Origin of the sequence: Streptomyces sp. NPDC002574 (genome assembly GCF_042889545.1) — a bacterium.
GTDB lineage: Bacteria > Actinomycetota > Actinomycetes > Streptomycetales > Streptomycetaceae > Actinacidiphila.
The window spans coordinates 162465-179955 of sequence record NZ_JBIARB010000016.1; the positions used below are offsets into that span (position 1 = coordinate 162465).

At 73.7% G+C, this 17491-nt stretch carries 13 protein-coding genes; 7 read left to right on the top strand and 6 right to left on the bottom strand.

All coding sequences use genetic code 11. The features are described 5' to 3' along the window. Nucleotides 1-5 precede the first annotated feature (5 nt). Both glpK and ACFYXS_RS33340 read right to left on the bottom strand, forming a co-directional pair. On the bottom strand, nucleotides 6-1643 hold the full coding sequence (gene glpK, locus ACFYXS_RS33335) for a glycerol kinase GlpK (RefSeq protein ID WP_389255044.1): 1638 nt from the start codon (nucleotides 1641-1643) through the stop codon (nucleotides 6-8). A gap of 7 nt (nucleotides 1644-1650) precedes the next feature. Continuing rightward, nucleotides 1651-2382 (bottom strand): MIP/aquaporin family protein, encoded by a 732-nt coding sequence (locus tag ACFYXS_RS33340; RefSeq protein WP_389255046.1) that lies wholly within the window; start codon nucleotides 2380-2382, stop codon nucleotides 1651-1653. 517 nt (nucleotides 2383-2899) lie between these two features. Here ACFYXS_RS33340 and ACFYXS_RS33345 point away from each other — a divergent pair. From ACFYXS_RS33345 to ACFYXS_RS33360, 4 genes are read left to right on the top strand one after another with little or no spacing between them, the layout of a single operon-like run. Next, nucleotides 2900-3784, top strand: coding sequence for an NUDIX domain-containing protein (locus ACFYXS_RS33345; RefSeq protein ID WP_389255048.1), 885 nt, complete (start codon nucleotides 2900-2902; stop codon nucleotides 3782-3784). Continuing rightward, on the top strand, nucleotides 3781-4818 hold the full coding sequence (locus ACFYXS_RS33350) for a molecular chaperone DnaJ (RefSeq protein ID WP_389255050.1): 1038 nt from the start codon (nucleotides 3781-3783) through the stop codon (nucleotides 4816-4818). The genes ACFYXS_RS33345 and ACFYXS_RS33350 overlap by 4 nt, the downstream gene beginning before the upstream one ends. Before the next feature lie 20 nt (nucleotides 4819-4838). Next, nucleotides 4839-5849, top strand: a complete 1011-nt coding sequence (locus ACFYXS_RS33355) for a hypothetical protein (protein ID WP_389255052.1) — start codon at nucleotides 4839-4841, stop codon at nucleotides 5847-5849. 50 nt (nucleotides 5850-5899) lie between these two features. Continuing rightward, nucleotides 5900-7213, top strand: a complete 1314-nt coding sequence (locus ACFYXS_RS33360) for an adenylosuccinate synthetase (RefSeq protein WP_389255054.1) — start codon at nucleotides 5900-5902, stop codon at nucleotides 7211-7213. Here ACFYXS_RS33360 and ACFYXS_RS33365 read toward each other — a convergent pair. Continuing rightward, entirely contained in the window at nucleotides 7144-8574 is a 1431-nt protein-coding gene (locus ACFYXS_RS33365; RefSeq protein ID WP_389255056.1) for a VWA domain-containing protein, read from the bottom strand. The genes ACFYXS_RS33360 and ACFYXS_RS33365 overlap by 70 nt on opposite strands. 90 nt (nucleotides 8575-8664) lie before the next feature. Here ACFYXS_RS33365 and ACFYXS_RS33370 point away from each other — a divergent pair, with 90 nt between their 5' ends. Beyond that, entirely contained in the window at nucleotides 8665-9174 is a 510-nt protein-coding gene (locus tag ACFYXS_RS33370; protein ID WP_389255058.1) for an NUDIX domain-containing protein, read from the top strand. On the opposite strand, the gene ACFYXS_RS33375 is transcribed toward ACFYXS_RS33370, so the two are convergent. Beyond that, complete coding sequence (locus ACFYXS_RS33375; protein ID WP_389255060.1) at nucleotides 9168-11522, bottom strand: glycoside hydrolase family 31 protein; 2355 nt, start codon at nucleotides 11520-11522, stop codon at nucleotides 9168-9170. The two genes, ACFYXS_RS33370 and ACFYXS_RS33375, sit on opposite strands and share 7 nt — an antisense overlap. 219 nt (nucleotides 11523-11741) lie before the next feature. On the opposite strand from ACFYXS_RS33375, the gene ACFYXS_RS33380 reads away from it, so the two are divergent. Both ACFYXS_RS33380 and ACFYXS_RS33385 read left to right on the top strand, forming a co-directional pair. After that, nucleotides 11742-13757 carry an acetoacetate--CoA ligase gene (locus tag ACFYXS_RS33380; protein WP_389255062.1) on the top strand — a complete coding sequence of 672 codons (2016 nt, stop codon included), beginning with the start codon at nucleotides 11742-11744 and terminating at the stop codon, nucleotides 13755-13757. Between the two features lie 108 nt (nucleotides 13758-13865). Then, a complete protein-coding gene (locus tag ACFYXS_RS33385; protein WP_389255064.1) occupies nucleotides 13866-14843 on the top strand; it encodes a hypothetical protein in 978 nt (325 codons plus the stop codon). Between the two features lie 75 nt (nucleotides 14844-14918). Here the strand turns inward: ACFYXS_RS33385 and ptsP are convergent, their stop codons facing one another. Together ptsP and ACFYXS_RS33395 are read right to left on the bottom strand one after the other, a co-directional pair. Beyond that, nucleotides 14919-16589, bottom strand: a complete 1671-nt coding sequence (ptsP, locus tag ACFYXS_RS33390) for a phosphoenolpyruvate--protein phosphotransferase (RefSeq protein ID WP_389255066.1) — start codon at nucleotides 16587-16589, stop codon at nucleotides 14919-14921. A gap of 93 nt (nucleotides 16590-16682) precedes the next feature. Beyond that, nucleotides 16683-17132, bottom strand: coding sequence for a PTS glucose transporter subunit IIA (locus ACFYXS_RS33395; protein WP_389255068.1), 450 nt, complete (start codon nucleotides 17130-17132; stop codon nucleotides 16683-16685). Between the last annotated feature and the right edge of the window lie 359 nt (nucleotides 17133-17491).

A 17491-nucleotide genomic window follows, 5' to 3' on the forward strand; every position in this document is an offset into this window, starting at 1 on the left:
CGGGGTCAGACCGCCGGCACGGGCACTTCGTCGTCCCGGTCGTCGTCGTCCGTGGCCCCGGTGGCCCCGGTGGCCCCGGTGGCCCCGGTGGCACCGCTTGCACTCGTGGCGCCGGCGCCGGTCGTGTCGTCCTCCCAGCCGAAGCTGCGCTCGACCGCCTTCTTCCAGCGGCGGTACCCCTCCTCACGGGTCTGCCCGTCCATCCGCGGCTGCCACTCGGCGTCCTGCTGCCAGTGCGCCTTGAGGGTGTCCAGGTCGTCCCACACGCCCGTGGCGAGCCCGGCCGCGTAGGCCGCGCCCAGCGCCGTGGTCTCGGAGATCCGCGGCCGGACCACCGGGACCCCCAGCACGTCCGCCTGATGCTGCATCAGCAGGTCGTTGGCCGTCATGCCGCCGTCCACCTTCAGGGTGGTCAGCCGCACCCCGGAGTCCTGGTGCATCGCGTCCACGACCTCACGGGTCTGCCAGCTCGTCGCCTCCAGCACGGCCCGCGCCAGGTGCGCCTTGGTGACGTACCGGGTGAGGCCGGTGATCACGCCGCGCGCGTCCGAGCGCCAGTAGGGCGCGTAGAGGCCCGAAAAGGCCGGCACGATGTAGGCGCCGCCGTTGTCGGTGACGCTCGCGGCCAGGGGCTCGATCTCGTCGGCGGACCTGATGATGCCGAGGCTGTCGCGGAACCACTGGACGAGGGCGCCGGTGATGGCGATCGACCCCTCCAGGCAGTAGACCGGCGCCTCGCCGCCCAGCCGGTAGCCCATCGTGGTGAGCAGCCCGCTCTTGGAGGGCACGGGACGGTCACCGGTGTTGAGCAGCAGGAAGCTGCCCGTGCCGTAGGTGTTCTTCGCGTCGCCCGTCTCGAAGCAGGCCTGGCCGAAGACCGCCGCCTGCTGGTCGCCGAGCGCGGAGGCGACCGGCACCCCGGCGAGCCGGCCGACCGCCGTGCCGTACACCTCGGAGGAGGAACGGATCTCCGGCAGGACCGCCTCGGGGACGTTCATCGCGGCGAGGATCGCCGGGTCCCACTGCAGTGTCTCCAGGTTCATCAGCATGGTCCGGCTGGCGTTGGTGACGTCCGTGACGTGCACGCCGCCCTCGGTACCGCCGGTGAGGTTCCAGATCAGCCAGGAGTCGACGGTGCCGAAGGCGATCTCGCCGTTCTCCGCCCGGCGCCGCAGCCCCGGCACGTTGTCCAGCAGCCAGGCGGCCTTGGGCCCGGAGAAGTAGCTGGCCAGCGGCAGGCCGGTGGACTCGCGGAAGCGGTCCTGGCCGTCGGTGCCGCCGAGCCGCGTGCACAGCGCGGCCGTCCGGGTGTCCTGCCACACGATCGCGTTGTGCACCGGACGGCCGGTGGCGCGGTCCCACAGGACGGTCGTCTCGCGCTGGTTGGTGATGCCGAGGGCGCTGAGCTGGTCGGGGCGCAGCCGTGCCTTGGCGAGCGCGCCGGCCACCACCGCCTGGACCTTGGACCAGATCTCGGTCGCGTCGTGCTCCACCCAGCCCGGCTTGGGGAAGATCTGGCGGTGCTCGCGCTGGTCGAGCGCGACGACGGCCCCGTCGGAGTCGAAGACGATGCACCGGCTGGAGGTCGTGCCCTGGTCGATGGCGGCCACGTATCGCGTGGCCTGGTCGGACGTTTCGGTCATGACCGCCTCACTTGAACGCTGCGTTGTAGATGAGACCTGACAGGGCGCCGCCGATCAGCGGGCCGGCCACCGGGATCCACGCGTACGTCCAGTCCGAGGTGCCCTTGAACGGGATGGGCAGCACGGAGTGGACGACGCGAGGGCCGAGGTCACGCGCGGGATTGATGGCGTAGCCGGTGGGGCCGCCGAGCGACAGGCCGATGCCGGTGACGAGGAGGGCCACGATGAGGGTGCCGGTGCCGGTCTCGCCGAGGCCCTTGCTCAGTCCGAAGGCCAGGATCGGCAGGACGAGGCCCATGGTGGCGATGGCCTCGGTGATGAGGTTCTGCCACCAGACGCGGATCTCCGGGATGGTCGAGAACACCGCCAGGGTGGGCTGCCGGGCCTCCTCCTCGGCATTGGCCCGGAACTGCCCGTAGTAGACGAGCCAGCACAGGACGGCGCCGATCATCGCGCCGATGATCTGCCCGGCCAGGTAGTACGGCACCTGGGCCCACTTGCCCGAGCTGATGGCGACCCCGAAGGTCACGGCGGGGTTGAGCTGGCCGCCGGACAGCGGTCCCGCGGTGTAGGCGCCGGCCAGGACGGCGAGGCCCCAGCCGAAGGAGATGACGATCCAGCCCGACGCCCTGGCCTTCGAGTGGTGGAGCAGCACGCCCGCGACCACACCGGCGCCGAAGAGGACCAGGATCGCCGTTCCGATGATCTCGCCGACGAAGACGTCTCCGTTGGAATACATGGCGGCTCCTTCTGCGGGCGCACGTGTCGGGCATGCGCCGGCCAGAGAATCGCACGGAGACACGGGTGCGGAGGGTCCCGCCTCCCGCCCGGCTTCCGCGCCACCCGGCAGTGTTGTCCTGGGGTGATGAAGCGTCAAGCTATCGGACAGATCACCTGATTACGACCACCGGCGGGTCGTGCCCGAACAGGCCCGGCGCGCCGTCGCCCCCGCGCGGGCACCGGCGGCCCGCCGCCCGGCCGCCCGGCCGCCCGACCGCCAGGTCAGCCCGTGCGGACGCGCGAGCGCGCGGTCGGCCGCCGTCCTTCCGGACCCCGCGAGCCCTCCGCGGGGATTGACCGGAATCCGCCCCTCGGCGCCCGCGGGCGTGTCCGGTACGGGCCTGACGTCACCTCACGCGCGCTGCTCCGAAGGGCCCGTGACGAAAACGGGTGGACGGTGTCGGTGTCGGCTGCTAAGTTCTTCTCGAAGCGAGAAATACTCGAACTGAGAACAACTGGCCGAGGGGTGGCAGGGGATGGCGGACCGGCAGGGCGAGGACGATTTCCTCGCCGCCTATGACCCACGTGCCTTCGACCCCATCGCCGTGACCGTCGACGTGGTCACGCTGACCCTGCGTCAGGGAGCCCTCCACGTACTGCTGGTGCGGCGTGGCGCCCAACCCTTCGAGGGCGCCTGGGCGCTGCCCGGCGGCTTCGTGCGGGCCGGCCGGGAATCCCTGGACCAGGCGGCCGCCCGCGAACTCGCCGAGGAGACCGGGCTGGACGAGGAGCACGGCCTCGGCCGCGTCCACCTCGAACAGCTCGGCTCCTACGGTGCGCCCGACCGCGACCCGCGCATGCACGTCGTGTCGGTGGCCTACCTCGCCTTCGCCCCGGATCTCCCCGAGGCGCGCGCCGGCAGCGACGCGGCCGCGGCCGAGTGGGTCCCGGTGGCCTCCCTCGCCCTGGAAGGGAACCTTGACGCGGTCCCGCCGCGTCCCATGGAGCAGGACCGGCCGGCCGGGATCCACGGGGGTGGTCCCGGCCGCCGGTCCGCAGAGCCGGTCCCGTCCGCCGGCGGCACGGCGCTCGCCTTCGACCACGGCACGATCCTCGCCGACGGGCTCGAACGCGCCCGCTCCAAGATCGAGTACAGCCCGTTGGCCACGGCCTTCCTGGGCGAGGAGTTCACCGTCACCGAACTCCGCTCCGTCTACGAGGCGGTGTGGGGCCGGAGCCTGCACGCCGGGAACTTCCACCGCAAGATCCTTTCGGTTCCCGGCTTCGTGGAGTCCACCGGCGCCACCGCCACGCGCGGCGGTTCCAGGGGCGGCCCCCGTGCCCGCCTCTACCGCGCGGGCGACGCCCGCCTGCTGCATCCCGCACTGCTCCGCCCCGACCGGGAAGAGAGCGTCCGATGACCGCCGCGGCCCGCCCCACGAGCCCGCGCTCCACGACGACCCGCCGCCCGCGCACCTTCGACGAGGCCCTGGCCGCCCTCGGCCGTCCGTTCCCCTCCGACGCCGCCGAGGCCGCCCGCCACTACCGACGGCTCGCCCGCCTGCTGCACCCCGACACGGCGCCGGCCGGCCGCGCGGAGGAGGCGGAGGCCGCCTTCGTCCGGCTCACCGGCCAGTGGCGGCTGCACACCGGCGACGGCCCCGTGCTCACCACCGCCCGCGGCACCTACCCGCTGGGCCGCGTGCTGGCCACCGGCGATCTCGCGGTGCTGCGCGCCGGCGGCCCGGACACCGTGCTGAAGATCCCGCGCCGCTCCGCCGACAACGACCTGATGGAGCGTGAGGCCGACGCCCTCACCCGGCTGCACACCGTGGCCGACGCCCGGCACCGCGGCTACGCGCCGCGTCTCGTCGAGTCGTTCCGCCACCGCGGACCCGACGGCACCGAGCGCCGCGTCAACGCCCTCCAGCGGTTGCGCGGCTTCCACACCCTCGCCGAGGTCCGCGCTCTGCACCCCGGCGGCCTCGACCCGCGCGACGCCGCCTGGATGTGGCGCCGGCTGCTGGTCGCCCTCGGCTGGGCGCACCGCGCCGGGATCGTCCACGGCGCCGTCCTGCCCGAGCACGTCCTGATCCATCCCGCGAAGCACGGCCTCGTCCTGGTCGACTGGTGCTACTCCACCGAACGCGGCGCGGCCGTGCCCGCCCTCGTCGAGCGGCATCGCGCCCTCTACCCGCCCGAGGTCACCGGCCGGCGTCCCGCCACCGAGGCCACCGACATCCACCTCGCCTCGCGGTGCGTGGAGCAACTGATGGGGGACCGCGTGCCCAAGCCGCTGCGGGCCTTCCTCCGCGGTTGCACGCTGCCCTCCGAGGCGCGCCGTCCGCACGACGCGTGGCGGCTGCTCGCGGAGCTCGACGAGGCACTGGAAGGCCTCTACGGCCCGCGCACCTTCCGCCCGTTCACCATGCCGGGCACCCGTACCCACACCTGACGTACCAAGGGGGAATCACCATGGGCAGCGGAAGCTGGTCCACCAACGTCTACGACGCCGCCGCGCGGTACCGCGCCGCCTCCGGCGCCGGCGCGTTCGCCTACAGCGACCGCGTCACCTCGTCCGCGCCGCGCGGATCCTGGGCCGCGCACCCCTCGCTCGACCCGAAGGACATCGCCGTCCGCGAGAGCCGCGACTCCGACGAGCACCCCACCTCGCTCGCCATCGCCGTCCTGTTCGACGTCACCGGCTCCATGCGGACCGTCCCGCAGGTGCTGCAGACCAAGCTCCCCGAGCTGTTCGGCCTGCTGCTGCGCAAGGGCTACACCGAGCACCCGCAGATCCTCTTCGGCGCGGTCGGCGACGCCACCTGCGACCGGGTCCCGCTCCAGCTCGGCCAGTTCGAGTCGGACAACCGGATGGACGACGACCTCGGCAACATCCTGCTGGAGGGCGGGGGCGGCGGTCAGATGACCGAGTCCTACGAACTCGCCCTCTACGCCATGGCCCGCCACACCTCCCTGGACTGCCACGAGAAGCGCGGCGGCCGCGGCTACCTGTTCCTCATCGGCGACGAGCTGCCCTACGGCAAGGTCAAGGCCCGCGAGGTGCGGGACGTCCTCGGCGACGACCTCCCCGAGGACATCCCGGTCACGCGGATCGTCGCCGAGCTCCGGCGGAAGTTCGACGTCTACTACATCCTGCCGGCGGGCTCCTCCTACGTCGGCAACGCCGAAGTCCTCGGCACCTGGCGCAAGCTGCTCGGCCAGAACGTCATCGAGCTGGACGACCTCGACGCCGTCTGCGAGACCATCGCCCTCACCATCGGCCTGGGCGAGGAGGCCATCGACCTCGCCGAGGGCCTCGACGACCTCGCCGACGTCGGCTCCGCGGCCACCGCCTCCGTCGGCAAGGCCCTCGCCGCCCTCGACCGCGACCGCTCGGCCGTGGCGGTGACGGACACGCCTCTGATCGACGGCGCCGACGAAGCGAACGGCGCGGACGGCTCGACGGGCACCACGCGCCTGTAAGGGCGCTGCCCCGCACCGCCGCACCCATCGCACCGGAGGGACCCGGAACCGTGCACACCATCGTCGTCGACCTCGGCTACGGCGACGCCGGCAAGGGCACCGTCGTGGACCGGCTCTGCGCCACCGGGCCGGTCCACGCCGTGGTCCGCTTCAACGGCGGCGCCCAGGCGGCACACAACGTCGTCACCGCCGAGGGACGCCACCACACCTTCGCCCAGTTCGGCTCCGGCACCCTGCGCGGCGTCCCGACGCACCTGTCGCGCTTCATGCTCGTCGACCCGCTCGCGCTCGCCGCCGAGGCCGACCATCTCACCGCGCTCGGCGTCCCGGCGCCGTACGCCCTGCTGACCGTCGACCGCGAGGCCCGCCTGACCACGCCGTACCACGCCGCCGCCAACCGCCTGCGCGAAAGGGCGCGCGGGGCGGCGCGGCACGGCTCGTGCGGCATGGGCATCGGCGAGACCGCGGCCTACGCCCTCGCGCACCCCGAGGACGCGCCGACCGCCGGCGACTGCGTCTCCCGTCCCCGGCTGCTGCGCAAGCTCCGCCTCCTGCACGACCGCCTGGCCGACGAGCTCGGGCGCGCCCTGCCCGCCCCGCCGCCGGAGCACTGCGCCGACGCCTTCACCGCGTTCGCCCGCGCCGTGACCCTCACCGACGGCACGCACCTGGCCCGCGTCCTGCGCACCGGACCCGTGGTGTTCGAGGGTGCCCAGGGGGTGCTGCTCGACGAGTGGCACGGCTTCCACCCGTACACCACGTGGTCGACGACCACCTTCGCCAACGCCGAGACGCTGCTCGCCGAGTCGGACCGGCCGTGCACCGCCCGGCGCCTCGGAGTCGTCCGCGCGTACACCACACGGCACGGCCCCGGCCCGCACATGACCGAGGACCCGGCGCTCGCCGCGCTGCTGCCCGAACCCCACAACGGCACGGGCGCCTGGCAGGGCGCCTTCCGCGTCGGCCACTTCGACGCCGTGGCGCACGCCTACGCCGCCGAGGTGTGCGGCGGTGTGGAGGCCCTCGCGCTCACCCACCTCGACGCCCCCGCCCGCTTTCCCGCACTGCGTCTCGTCCGCGGCTACGACACCGGCGAGAGCCGGATACCCGTCTCCCGCCCCGGTGACCTGACCGGTCGGGCCGCCCTCACCGACCGCCTGACCACCGCCCGGCCCGCACGCTGGGACACTCCCGGCGCCGACGGGGCCGCCTGGTCACGGGCCGTCGCCGAGGTGCTGGGCGCTCCCGTCGTCCTGGAGTCCTACGGGCCGACCGCCGCCGACAAACGGGAGGTTCAGCGCAGGATGCCCGCCCGCCGCGCGGCGGTCAGCCAGGAGGGGAACTCGGAGAGGATCCGGTCGTAGAGCTCGGCGTCCGGCACGGTCGCGATGTCGTCCACGGCGAAGAAGCCCACGTTGTCCACGCGGCGGCCCGGCAGGGTGTCGAACCGTTCCAGCACGCCGAAGCTGGCCCGGCCCAGACCGACGAACTGCCAGAACAGCGGCTCCTCCACCGCCTCCCGCAGTTGCTGCTCGATCTGCGCGTTGCGGTAGACGCCGCCGTCGGAGAAGAACAGCACGAGCGTGGGCACGGGCGCCGGGTTCGCCCGGACGTACGCCCGGACCTCCGCGATGACCTTCTGCTCCTCGTTCTGGATGCCGACGAGCCGCATGTCGACCTGGCCCGGCCGCATTCCGTGACGCGGCTTCTTGGGACGGCCGAACAGGCTGAGCTCGCCGACCCGCACGTGCAGCCTCAGCCACTCCGGCAGCTCCGCCAGACGCAGGTCCGGCAGGCGTGCCGGGTACGAGGCGAAGGTCCACGCCTGCATCTCGCCGTCGTCGTCCATCTGTGCCGCGACCGCCGCCATGCGCTCCACCACGCCGGCGACGACGCCCCGTGCGTACAGGCCGCTCATCGACCCGGACGCGTCGAGCACGAGGATCACCCGCGCCACGACGTCCGCGGCGCCGTGCTTGCGCAGGCTGACGGCGACCTGCTCCTTGCGCAGGCTCAGGCGCTTGCGCATGTCGGGCGGCAGGTGCTCCTCGCCCTTGGTGAGCCGTGTGACCGGCGGCGGGGGAGGAGCGGCGGCCGCCGGGAACGGCGCGGGCGGGGGCACCGTCCCCGGGAACGGCGGCGGTGGTGGTGGTGGTGGTGCGACCGGCTGCGGGGCCGGGACCGGGGGCGGCGGCGCGTCGACGGTGATGCCGAAGTCGGTGGCCAGCCCGGCGAGGCCGGACGCGTAGCCCTGACCCACCGCCCGGAACTTCCAGACACCGCCGCGCCGGTACAGCTCCCCGCCGACGAACGCCGTCTCCGTCTCCGCCCGCATGTCGAAGCGCGCGATCTCCGCCCCGTTGCGGGCGTCCAGCAGTCGCAGCCGGAGCCCCGGCACCTGCCCGAAGGTCCCGCCGTCCGCGGACGCGCAGAGCACGATCCGCTCGACGGCCGGCTCCACCCGGGCGAGGTCCACGTCGAGGGCGTCCGTCGCCTGCGCGGGGCCGGCCTGCTTCCCTACGTGCCGTACGGCCTCGGAGCCGTGCACCGGCTGGTTGTAGAAGACGAGGTCGCCGTCGGAACGCACCCGCCCCTCGGCGGTCAGCAGCAGCGCCGAGGCGTCGACGTCGGGCACGCCGGGGCCCGGCGACCAGTCCAGCACGGCCCGCACGGCCGGCACGGGCACCGGGAGATTGGCGCCTTTTCGCAGGGATTCGGGTGTCACGGACGCCAGTCTGCCCTGTCACCCGCCGCGACGGACAGGGATCGGCACCCGACACCCGCGGGCGACGCCGCCGTCGGATACAGTCCGCGGGTGACCAGTCGTCAGAAGGACAGCCACTGCTCCTACTGCGGTGCCGAGTTCGGTCCCGGCGCCGGTTGGCCGCGGACCTGCCCCGCCTGCGGGAACGTCACCTACCGCAACCCGCTGCCGGTCGCGATCGCGCTGCTGCCGGTGCGGACGGACGGCACGACCGGGCTGGTCGTGATCCGCCGCACCATCGAGCCGGCGCGCGGCATGCTCGGCCTCCCCGGCGGATTCGTCGACCACGGCGAGACCTGGCAGCAGGCCGTGGTCCGCGAACTCGACGAGGAGACCGGCATCAAGGCCGCGGTCTCCGACGTGCGGCTCGCGGACGCCCTCAGCGGCGACACCGGCCATGTGCTGCTCTTCGGCCTGCTGCCCGAGCGGGCCGAGGAGGATCTGCCGCCCGACGTCCCCACTGACGAGACCGACTCCCGGCAGATCCTGACCGCGCCCGCCGAACTGGCCTTCCCGCTGCACACGGAGGCCGTGCGGAACTGGTTCGACGGCCGCTACTGAGCGGCTGATCCCCGCACCCGCACGGCGTGGCCCACCTCGTCGTGCCCGTCCCGGGTCACCACCACCGCGCCGTCCACGAGCCGGGACGTGAAGCGCTCCGTACGCGGCTCCGCCCAGCCGTCGCCGGAGTCGGTGACCAGCAGGCCGCCGCCCGTGCGCCCGGCCGCGGGCGCCCACGCCTCCAGGGCCACGGACCCGTCGTCCTCCGCCACCGGCACCACCGACCCCGCCCGGACCAGCACCGGGACGCGCTCCTGCGGCGCGGGCAGCAACACCTGCCCGGGCCCCTGGTACGCCTCCCCGGTCGCCGTGTCGTACCACAGGCCGCGCGGCAGCCGCACCGCCCGCTCCGTCGCGCCCTGCTCCATCACCGGGGCCACCAGCAAAGCGTCGCCGAGCAGGAACGCGTCCCCGCACGCGCGCAGTTTGCGGTCCTCGGGGTCGCCCCACCACACAGGCCGCACATAGGGGGCGCCCGACTGCCGCGCCCCGTGCGCCAGCGTGTACAGGTACGGCATCAGCCGCTCCCGCTCGCGCAGCGCGGCCCGCGCGCCCTCCAGCACCCGTGGCCCGAACTCCCACGGCTCTCGGCGGCCCGCGGTGATCGCCGAGTGCGTACGGAAGAACGGGAAGTACGCGGCCATCTGGAACCAGCGCAGATACAGCTCGGGCGAGGGACTGCCGGTGAACCCGCCGACGTCCGGCCCCGAGTAGGGCACCCCGCACAGCCCCAGGCCCAGCACCAGCGACAGCGAGGCCCGCAGCCCCGGCCAGCTGGTGGAGACGTCGCCCGACCACGTGCCGCCGTAGCGCTGCATGCCCGCCCAGCCCGAGCGGGAGAAGAGGAACGGCCTGTTGTCGGGGTGCAGTTCGCGCAGCCCCTCGTACCCGGCCCGCGCCATGGAGAGGCCGTAGACGTTGTGCGCCTCGCGGTGGTCGCCGCCGCGGCCCTCCAGGGCGTGCCGGGCCGAGCGGGGGAGCGTCGCGTCGCCGAACGCCGCGAAGGACACCGGCTCGTTCATGTCGTGCCACACCCCGGCGAAGCCCTGCGCCAGACGCTCCGCGTACAGCCCGCCCCACCACTTGCGCACGCGCGGGTCGGTGAAGTCCGGGTACACCGCGTCCCCCGGCCACACCACACCGCGGACGGTCTCGCCGTGGGCGTCGCGCACGAAGACGTCCGCGGCCACCCCGCTGTCGTGGACGGGGTTCCCGGGTTCCTCCTTGACCGCCGGGTCCACGATGGACACCAGGCGCACGCCCGCGGTCCGCAACTCCTCGGCCAGCCCCGGCAGATCGGGGAAGCGCTCGCGGTCCACGGTGAAGACCCGGTGGCCCTCGTAGTGGTCGATGTCCAGGTGGATCGCCGACAGCGGCAGCCCGCGCTCCCGGTAACCGGCGGCCACCCGGCGCACCTCGGCCTCGGAGCCGAAGCCCCACCGCGAGTGCTGGTGCCCCAGCGCCCAGCGCGGCGGCAGCGCGGGGCGTCCGGTCAGGGCCGTCCACGCGGTCAGGATGCGCGCCGGCGTGCCGGGGATCACCCAGTAGCGCAGCGGACCGCCGTCCACCCGCACTTCGCAGCCGCCGGGACGGTCGTGCCCCGAGCCCGCGCCCTCCTCGCCGTCGCGCAGCGTCACCCGGCCGTCCCAGGTGTTGTCGTGGAAGACCAGATGACTGCCCGCGTCCGCCACCACCAACTGCACCGGCATCGTGATGTACAGCGGATCGGTCTCCGGCTCGAAGGTCCCGTCCGGGTCGGTGTTCCACAGCCGGTACGAGCCCTCGCCCAGCCGCGGCCCCGACGCGCGCCCGCCGAGCCCGAACACCGCCGCGTCCGCCGCCGTCTCAGAGCGCTGCACCCAGCGCGCCTCGGTGCCGTCCCGGGAGCCGAGCGGGTCCCACCAGCGCGGCGGCAGGTCCTTGCGCAGCAGCAGCCCCCCGGGCGTGCGGAACTCCACCGCGCCGTGCCGCGACACCATCACGGTGACCCGCTCCGACACCACCCGCCAGCCGTCCTTGTCCGGCTCCATCACGGCCCGGACGTCCGCGTCCGGGCAGCTCCCCGCCAGCGCGTACGACGGCTCCGGCTCCGCCCCGTCCCAGCCGCAGAAGACCGCGCCGCCCGCCGCGACCCGCACCCGCAGGCTCGACCGGGCGAACCGGACCAGGCCGCCGCCCGGCAGCGGGTCCGCGCCCTCGGCCGCCCCCGGCACCCGCGCCCGCTCGGGCCCCCTCCGCGGCAGGTCCCGCGCGTCCGTCCGCTGCCGGCGCCACGCGGCGCGCACCGACCGCAGCCCGTTCGCCGATCCGACCGCGCGCACCTGCCGTGCCAGGTCCCGAGCATCCATACACCCCACCCTTTCACCGTTCCCGCACGCCCCGCCGCCCGCAGGCCCCCTGTTCACCGGGGTCCGGGCACATGGTGACACCCCCGAATGTGTGGGGTGGGCCCTGGCGCCGAAGACGATCACGTGGCATCGTCCTGCCCATCCGCGCGCCGGGACATTCCGCCCGCCGCGGTCCGACCGCACACGACGCAGCGCCGCGTACCGTCCGGGAGCCGCCCCATGAGCACCACATCCGAGCCCGCCACCCCCGCGGAGACCGCGCGGCCGCTGTGGCGGCCCGGCCCCGACCGTGTCTCCGGCGCCCAGGTGACCCGCTTCCAGACCTGGGCCGCGGGCCGGCACGGCGCACCCGCCGCCGACCTGGCCGACCCCGTCGCCGGCTACGCCGCGCTGCACGCCTGGTCGGTGCGCGAGCCGGAGTCCTTCTGGCAGGCCGTCGTGGAGTGGTTCGACGTGCGCTTCGGCACCCCGTACGAGACGGTGCTCGCCGACGCCTCCATGCCGGGAGCGCGGTGGTTCCCCGGCGCCACCCTCAACTACGCCGAGCACGCGCTGCGTCCGGCCGAGGACCCGGATCGCGCCGGCGCGCCGGCGCTGCTCCACCTCGACGAGCGCCACGACATCGGCGAGACGAGCTGGGGCGCACTGCGCGGCCAGGTGGCGTCCCTCGCCCATGAGCTGCGCGCCCTCGGCGTCCGCCCCGGCGACCGGGTCAGCGGCTACCTCCCCAACATCCCGCAGGCGGTCGTCGCCCTGCTGGCCACAGCGGCGGTCGGCGGCGTGTGGACCTCCTGCGCCCCGGACTTCGGTGCCCGCAGCGTCCTCGACCGCTTCCAGCAGGTCGAACCCGTCGTCCTGTTCACCGTCGACGGCTACCGCTACGGCGGCAAGGAGCACGACCGCACCGCCGTCGTCGCCGAACTGCGCGCCGAACTGCCCTCACTGCGTGCCGTCGTGCACATTCCGCTGCTCGGCACCGCCGCACCCGAGGGCACACTGGAGTGGGACGACCTGGTCTCCGGCGACCGGGAACCGGTCTACGAGCAGGTCCCGTTCGACCACCCGCTGTGGGTGCTGTACTCCTCCGGCACCACGGGCCTGCCCAAGGCCATCGTCCAGTCCCAGGGCGGCATCCTGCTGGAGCACCTGAAGCAGACCGGGCTCCACATGGACCTCGGGCCGCGGGACCGCTTCTTCTGGTACACCTCCACCGGCTGGATGATGTGGAACTTCCTCGTCGGCGGACTGCTCGCGGGCTCCACGATCGTCCTGTACGACGGCAGCCCCGGCTTCCCCGACACCGGCGCCCAGTGGGGCGTCGCCGAACGCACCGGCACCACCGTCTTCGGCACCTCCGCCGCGTACGTCATCGCCTGCCGCAAGGCGGGCGTGCGCCCCGGCCGCGACCACGACCTCTCGGCCGTCAAGTGCGTGGCCACCACCGGCTCCCCGCTCCCGCCGGACGGTTTCCGCTGGATCCACGACGAGGTCAAGGAGGACCTCTGGATCGCCTCCGTCAGCGGCGGCACGGACGTCTGCAGCTGCTTCGCGGGCGGCGTGCCGACCCTCCCGGTGTACATCGGCGAGCTCCAGGCCCCCTGCCTCGGCACCGACCTGCAGGCCTGGGACGCGTACGGCAAGCCCGTCACCGACGAGGTCGGCGAGCTGATCGTCACCAACCCCATGCCGTCCATGCCGATCCACTTCTGGAACGACCCGGACGGCACCCGGTACCGCGACAGTTACTTCGAGATGTTCCCCGGCGTCTGGCGGCACGGCGACTGGATCACCCTCACCTCGCGCGGCACGGTGATCATCCACGGTCGCTCCGACTCCACCCTCAACCGCCAGGGCGTCCGCATGGGCTCCGCCGACATCTACGAGGCCGTCGAACGGCTCCCGGAGATCCGCGAGTCCCTCGTCATCGGCGTCGAACAGCCCGACGGCGGCTACTGGATGCCGCTGTTCGTCCAGCTCGCCGACGGCGCCGAACTCGACGACGCCCTGCGCGACAAGGTCAAGCGCACCATCCGCGAGCAGCTCTCCCCCCGGCACGTGCCCGACGAGATCATCCCGGTCCCCGGCATCCCGCACACCCTCACCGGCAAGCGCATCGAGGTCCCCGTCAAGAAGCTCCTCCAGGGCACCCCGCTCGCCAAGGCCGTCAACCCCGGCTCCGTGGACGACATCGGCCTCCTGGCCTTCTACGAGGAACTGGCCCGCACCCGCGGCTGACGGGCCGGGGGCTGCCCGCCGGCAGGCAGCCCCCGCAGGCGGAACCGTCACTGTCAGTGGCCTCGGTTACGGTGAGTGAGCATTGAATCGCCGTACCCAGGGGGAGCCATGACACACACCAGGAACCGCGCCGGGAACCGCTCGAAGAACGAGGTCAAGGACCAGGCCGGGAACCGGGCCGGGACAGCGCGACGCACCGTCAGGACCGGCCGGCGCGCCCTGCGCCGCGAGGCGCCGACCACCGTCGCGCTCCTGACCGCGGCCGCGGACTTCGACGCCATGCGCGGCTACCGCAGCTTCCGGTTCCACGACCACACCGACTACCTGCGCCGCATGGAGGGGCTGCTGCGCTCCCTGACCTCCCGCGGCATCCACGTCCGCGTCGGGGTCTTCGACCCGGGGGAGTACGCCCAGTACTGCGTGGACACCGGCGGCGACGCCGACACCTCGCGCGCCCGGGCACGCTACGCGGCGGACGTCACCGCCTCAGGACCCACCGTCCCGTACACCGGCCAGGCGCTGGAACACCTCGTCACGCAGCTCGAGTACGAGACGACCCGCCAGGCCACCTGGGAGCTCGCCGGCGACATCCTCGCCCGGGCCGGGGACTGCGCGTGCTGCGGCGACGACCTCGCCCGGACCTCGTTCGACCGGGCCTCCCAGGCACTGACCCGCCTCCTCGACGCCGCCGGCCCGGGCACCCACCACGTGGTGTGCAGCGTCCCCACCGAGGACACCACCCTGCTCGCGGCGATGCACGCCCGCTGCGACGAGCACGGGATGGTCCACCTCGCCGAGGCCGAGGCCCTCGTCTGCTGCACCGTCCTCGCCGCCGGCCTGGCGACGGACAGCCCCGGAGGCCTCGTCGTGCGCAGTACCGCCCCCTCCTCGGGACGGGGCGGCCCCGGAGCCGGTCCTCCCGACGAGGTCCGCGGCTGGACACTGCGCGACGGCTGGCTCAGCCCGCTCAGCGAGGCCGAGGTGTTCAACGCCTACTGCACGGACGCCGAGACCGGCGAGCCCGTGCCGCCCGAGCCCGGCGTCGTCCACCGCCCGGGCTTCCCGCTCCCGCCCCCGGAGGACTGACCGCACGGCGGCGCCGAAACGCCGAGGGGCGCCCCGCACACCGGCGGGACGCCCCTCGGGGTGAGCACGTTCACCTCACTCGCCGGACAGCACCGCCTGCGCCGCCCGGCGGGCCTCGTCGGCCGTGTCCGTCGCCCGCGCCGCCGCGGCGGCCCGCTCGCACTGCGCCAGCGTGTACTTCGCCAGCGTCGCCCGGACGTAGGGCAGCGAGGCCGCGCCCATCGACAGGCTCGTCACACCCAGACCCGTCAGCACGCACGCCAGCAGCGGATCGGAGGCCGCCTCACCGCACACACCACAGCTCTTGCCCTCCGCGCGGGCCGCCTCGGCGGCCGCCGCGACCAGGTCCAGCAGCGCCGGCTGCCACGGGTCCTGCAGCCGCGAGACCGAACCGACCTGGCGGTCCGCCGCGAAGGTGTACTGCGCCAGGTCATTGGTCCCCAGCGAAAGGAACTCGACCTCCTGCAGGATCGACCGCGCCCGCAGCGCCGCCGACGGGATCTCCACCATCGCCCCGAACTTCGCCTGCAGCCCGGCCTCGCGGCAGGCGTCCGCGAACGCCTTGGCGTCGATGCGGTCCGCCACCATCGGCGCCATGACCTCCAGGTACACCGGCAGACCCTCGGCGGCCGTGGCCAGCGCGCGCAGCTGCGTGCGCAGGACGTCCGGGTGCGCCAGCAGGGTGCGCAGACCCCGCACGCCCAGCGCCGGGTTCGGCTCGTCGGCCGGCGTCAGGAAGTCGAGCGGCTTGTCCGCGCCCGCGTCCAGCACCCGCACCACGACCCGGCCCTCGGGAAAGGCCTCGAGCACCTTCCGGTACGCCTCGACCTGCTTCTCCTCGGAAGGAGCCTGCTTGGAATCGTCCAGGAACAGGAATTCGGTACGGAACAGACCCACGCCCTCGGCGCCCGCCGCGACCGCCGCCGGGACGTCGGCCGGCCCTCCGACGTTCGCCAGCAGCGGCACCTTGTGACCGTCCGAGGTCGCGCCCGGCCCCGACGACGCCGCGAGCGCGGCCCTGCGCTCCGCCGCGGCCTTCGCCAGCTCGGCCCGCCGGTCCTTGCTCGGCTCGACGAAGATGTCGCCGGTGCTGCCGTCCACGGCGATGACCGTGCCCTCGGTCAGCTCGGTCGCGCCCTGCAGCGCCACCACCGCCGGCACGCCGAGAGCCCGGGCCAGGATCGCGCTGTGACTGGTCGGGCCGCCCTCCTCGGTCACGAACCCGAGCACCAGCGACGGGTCCAGCAGCGCCGTGTCCGCCGGGGCCAGGTCCCGCGCGATCAGCACGTACGGCTCGTCGCTGTCCGGCACACCCGGCATGGGCACACCGAGCAGCCGCGCCACGATCCGGTTCCGCACGTCGTCCAGGTCCGCGACCCGGCCGGCCAGGTACTCGCCCGCGTTCGCCAGGAGCGCCCGGTACGAGGCGAAGGCGTCGTACACCGCGCGCTCCGCCGAACTCCCCACCGCGATGCGCCGCTCCACGTCGGCCATCAGCTCGGGGTCCTGCGCCATCAGCGCCTGGGCCTCCAGCACGGCCTGCGCCTCGCCACCGGCCAGATTGCCGCGCGCGACCAGGTCGTTGGCGACCGCTTCCACGGCCTGCCGCGCCCGCGCCTGCTCCCGCGGCGCCTCCTCGGCCGGAATCTGCTTGGCCGGGGGCTCCAGTACCGCGGTGCCCATGTGCCGTACCTCGCCGATCGCCACACCGTGGCTGACACCGACGCCTCGCAGCGTTGTCTCCATCTCACCCGTCTCCGGTTGTCGCGGACGCTCGCGACCGCGTTCCCTGTGTAACTGCGTCGTGTACCTGCGTCGGAAGTGGCCCTGCCGAAAAGGCTACGTCCAGGAGAAGAGGGTGGCCCCGGCGACCACGTCGCCGTCCTCCCGCAGCTCGGACAGCGCGTCGACCGTCGCCTCCAGTGCCACCACGGGGCACACCGGGGACTTGCCGGCGGCCTCGACAGCGGCCGGGTTCCAGCGCACCATCTCCTGGCCGCGCACCACGGTGTCGCCCTTGGCGACGAGCACCTCGAAGCCCTCGCCGCCCAGCTGCACCGTGTCGATGCCCAGGTGCGTCAGTACCCCGTGGCCCTCGGTGTCGACCACGACGAACGCGTGCGCGTGCAGGGAGACCACCACCCCGTCGATGGGGGACACCGCCGTCGACGGCTCGCGCACGGGGTCGACCGCAGTACCGGGGCCGACCATCGCGCCGGAGAACACGGGGTCCGGCACCGCGGCCAGCCCGATGACGCGCCCGTTCAGGGGCGCCGAAACAGTCGTCATAGTGAAGCCTCCCAAGTGGTCCAGACCACTTAGTCTGCCACCCCTCCACGACCGCCCACACCTCTGGGCAGCGGATTTGCTCCGACCGGGCGGGTCCACTAGGTTGGGACAACCCCCGGGACGAGTGAGTGCGGAAACGTGTGTCCTCGTAATCCGGGTGGTAAATCCGACGGAAAGCATCTGCTAAAGTCGGGGAGCGGGAAAGCCGAAAGGCCGGAACGCAAAAGCAGGAAAGCATCAATCCCCACCGGCGGGAATCGGGCTCGAAAGAGTCTGATAAGCTGGTGACAACGAAGGGAAAGCCCGGAGGGGCCGGTGAAACGGTCTCGAAGGAAGCTTCCGTTCCTTGAGAACTCAAC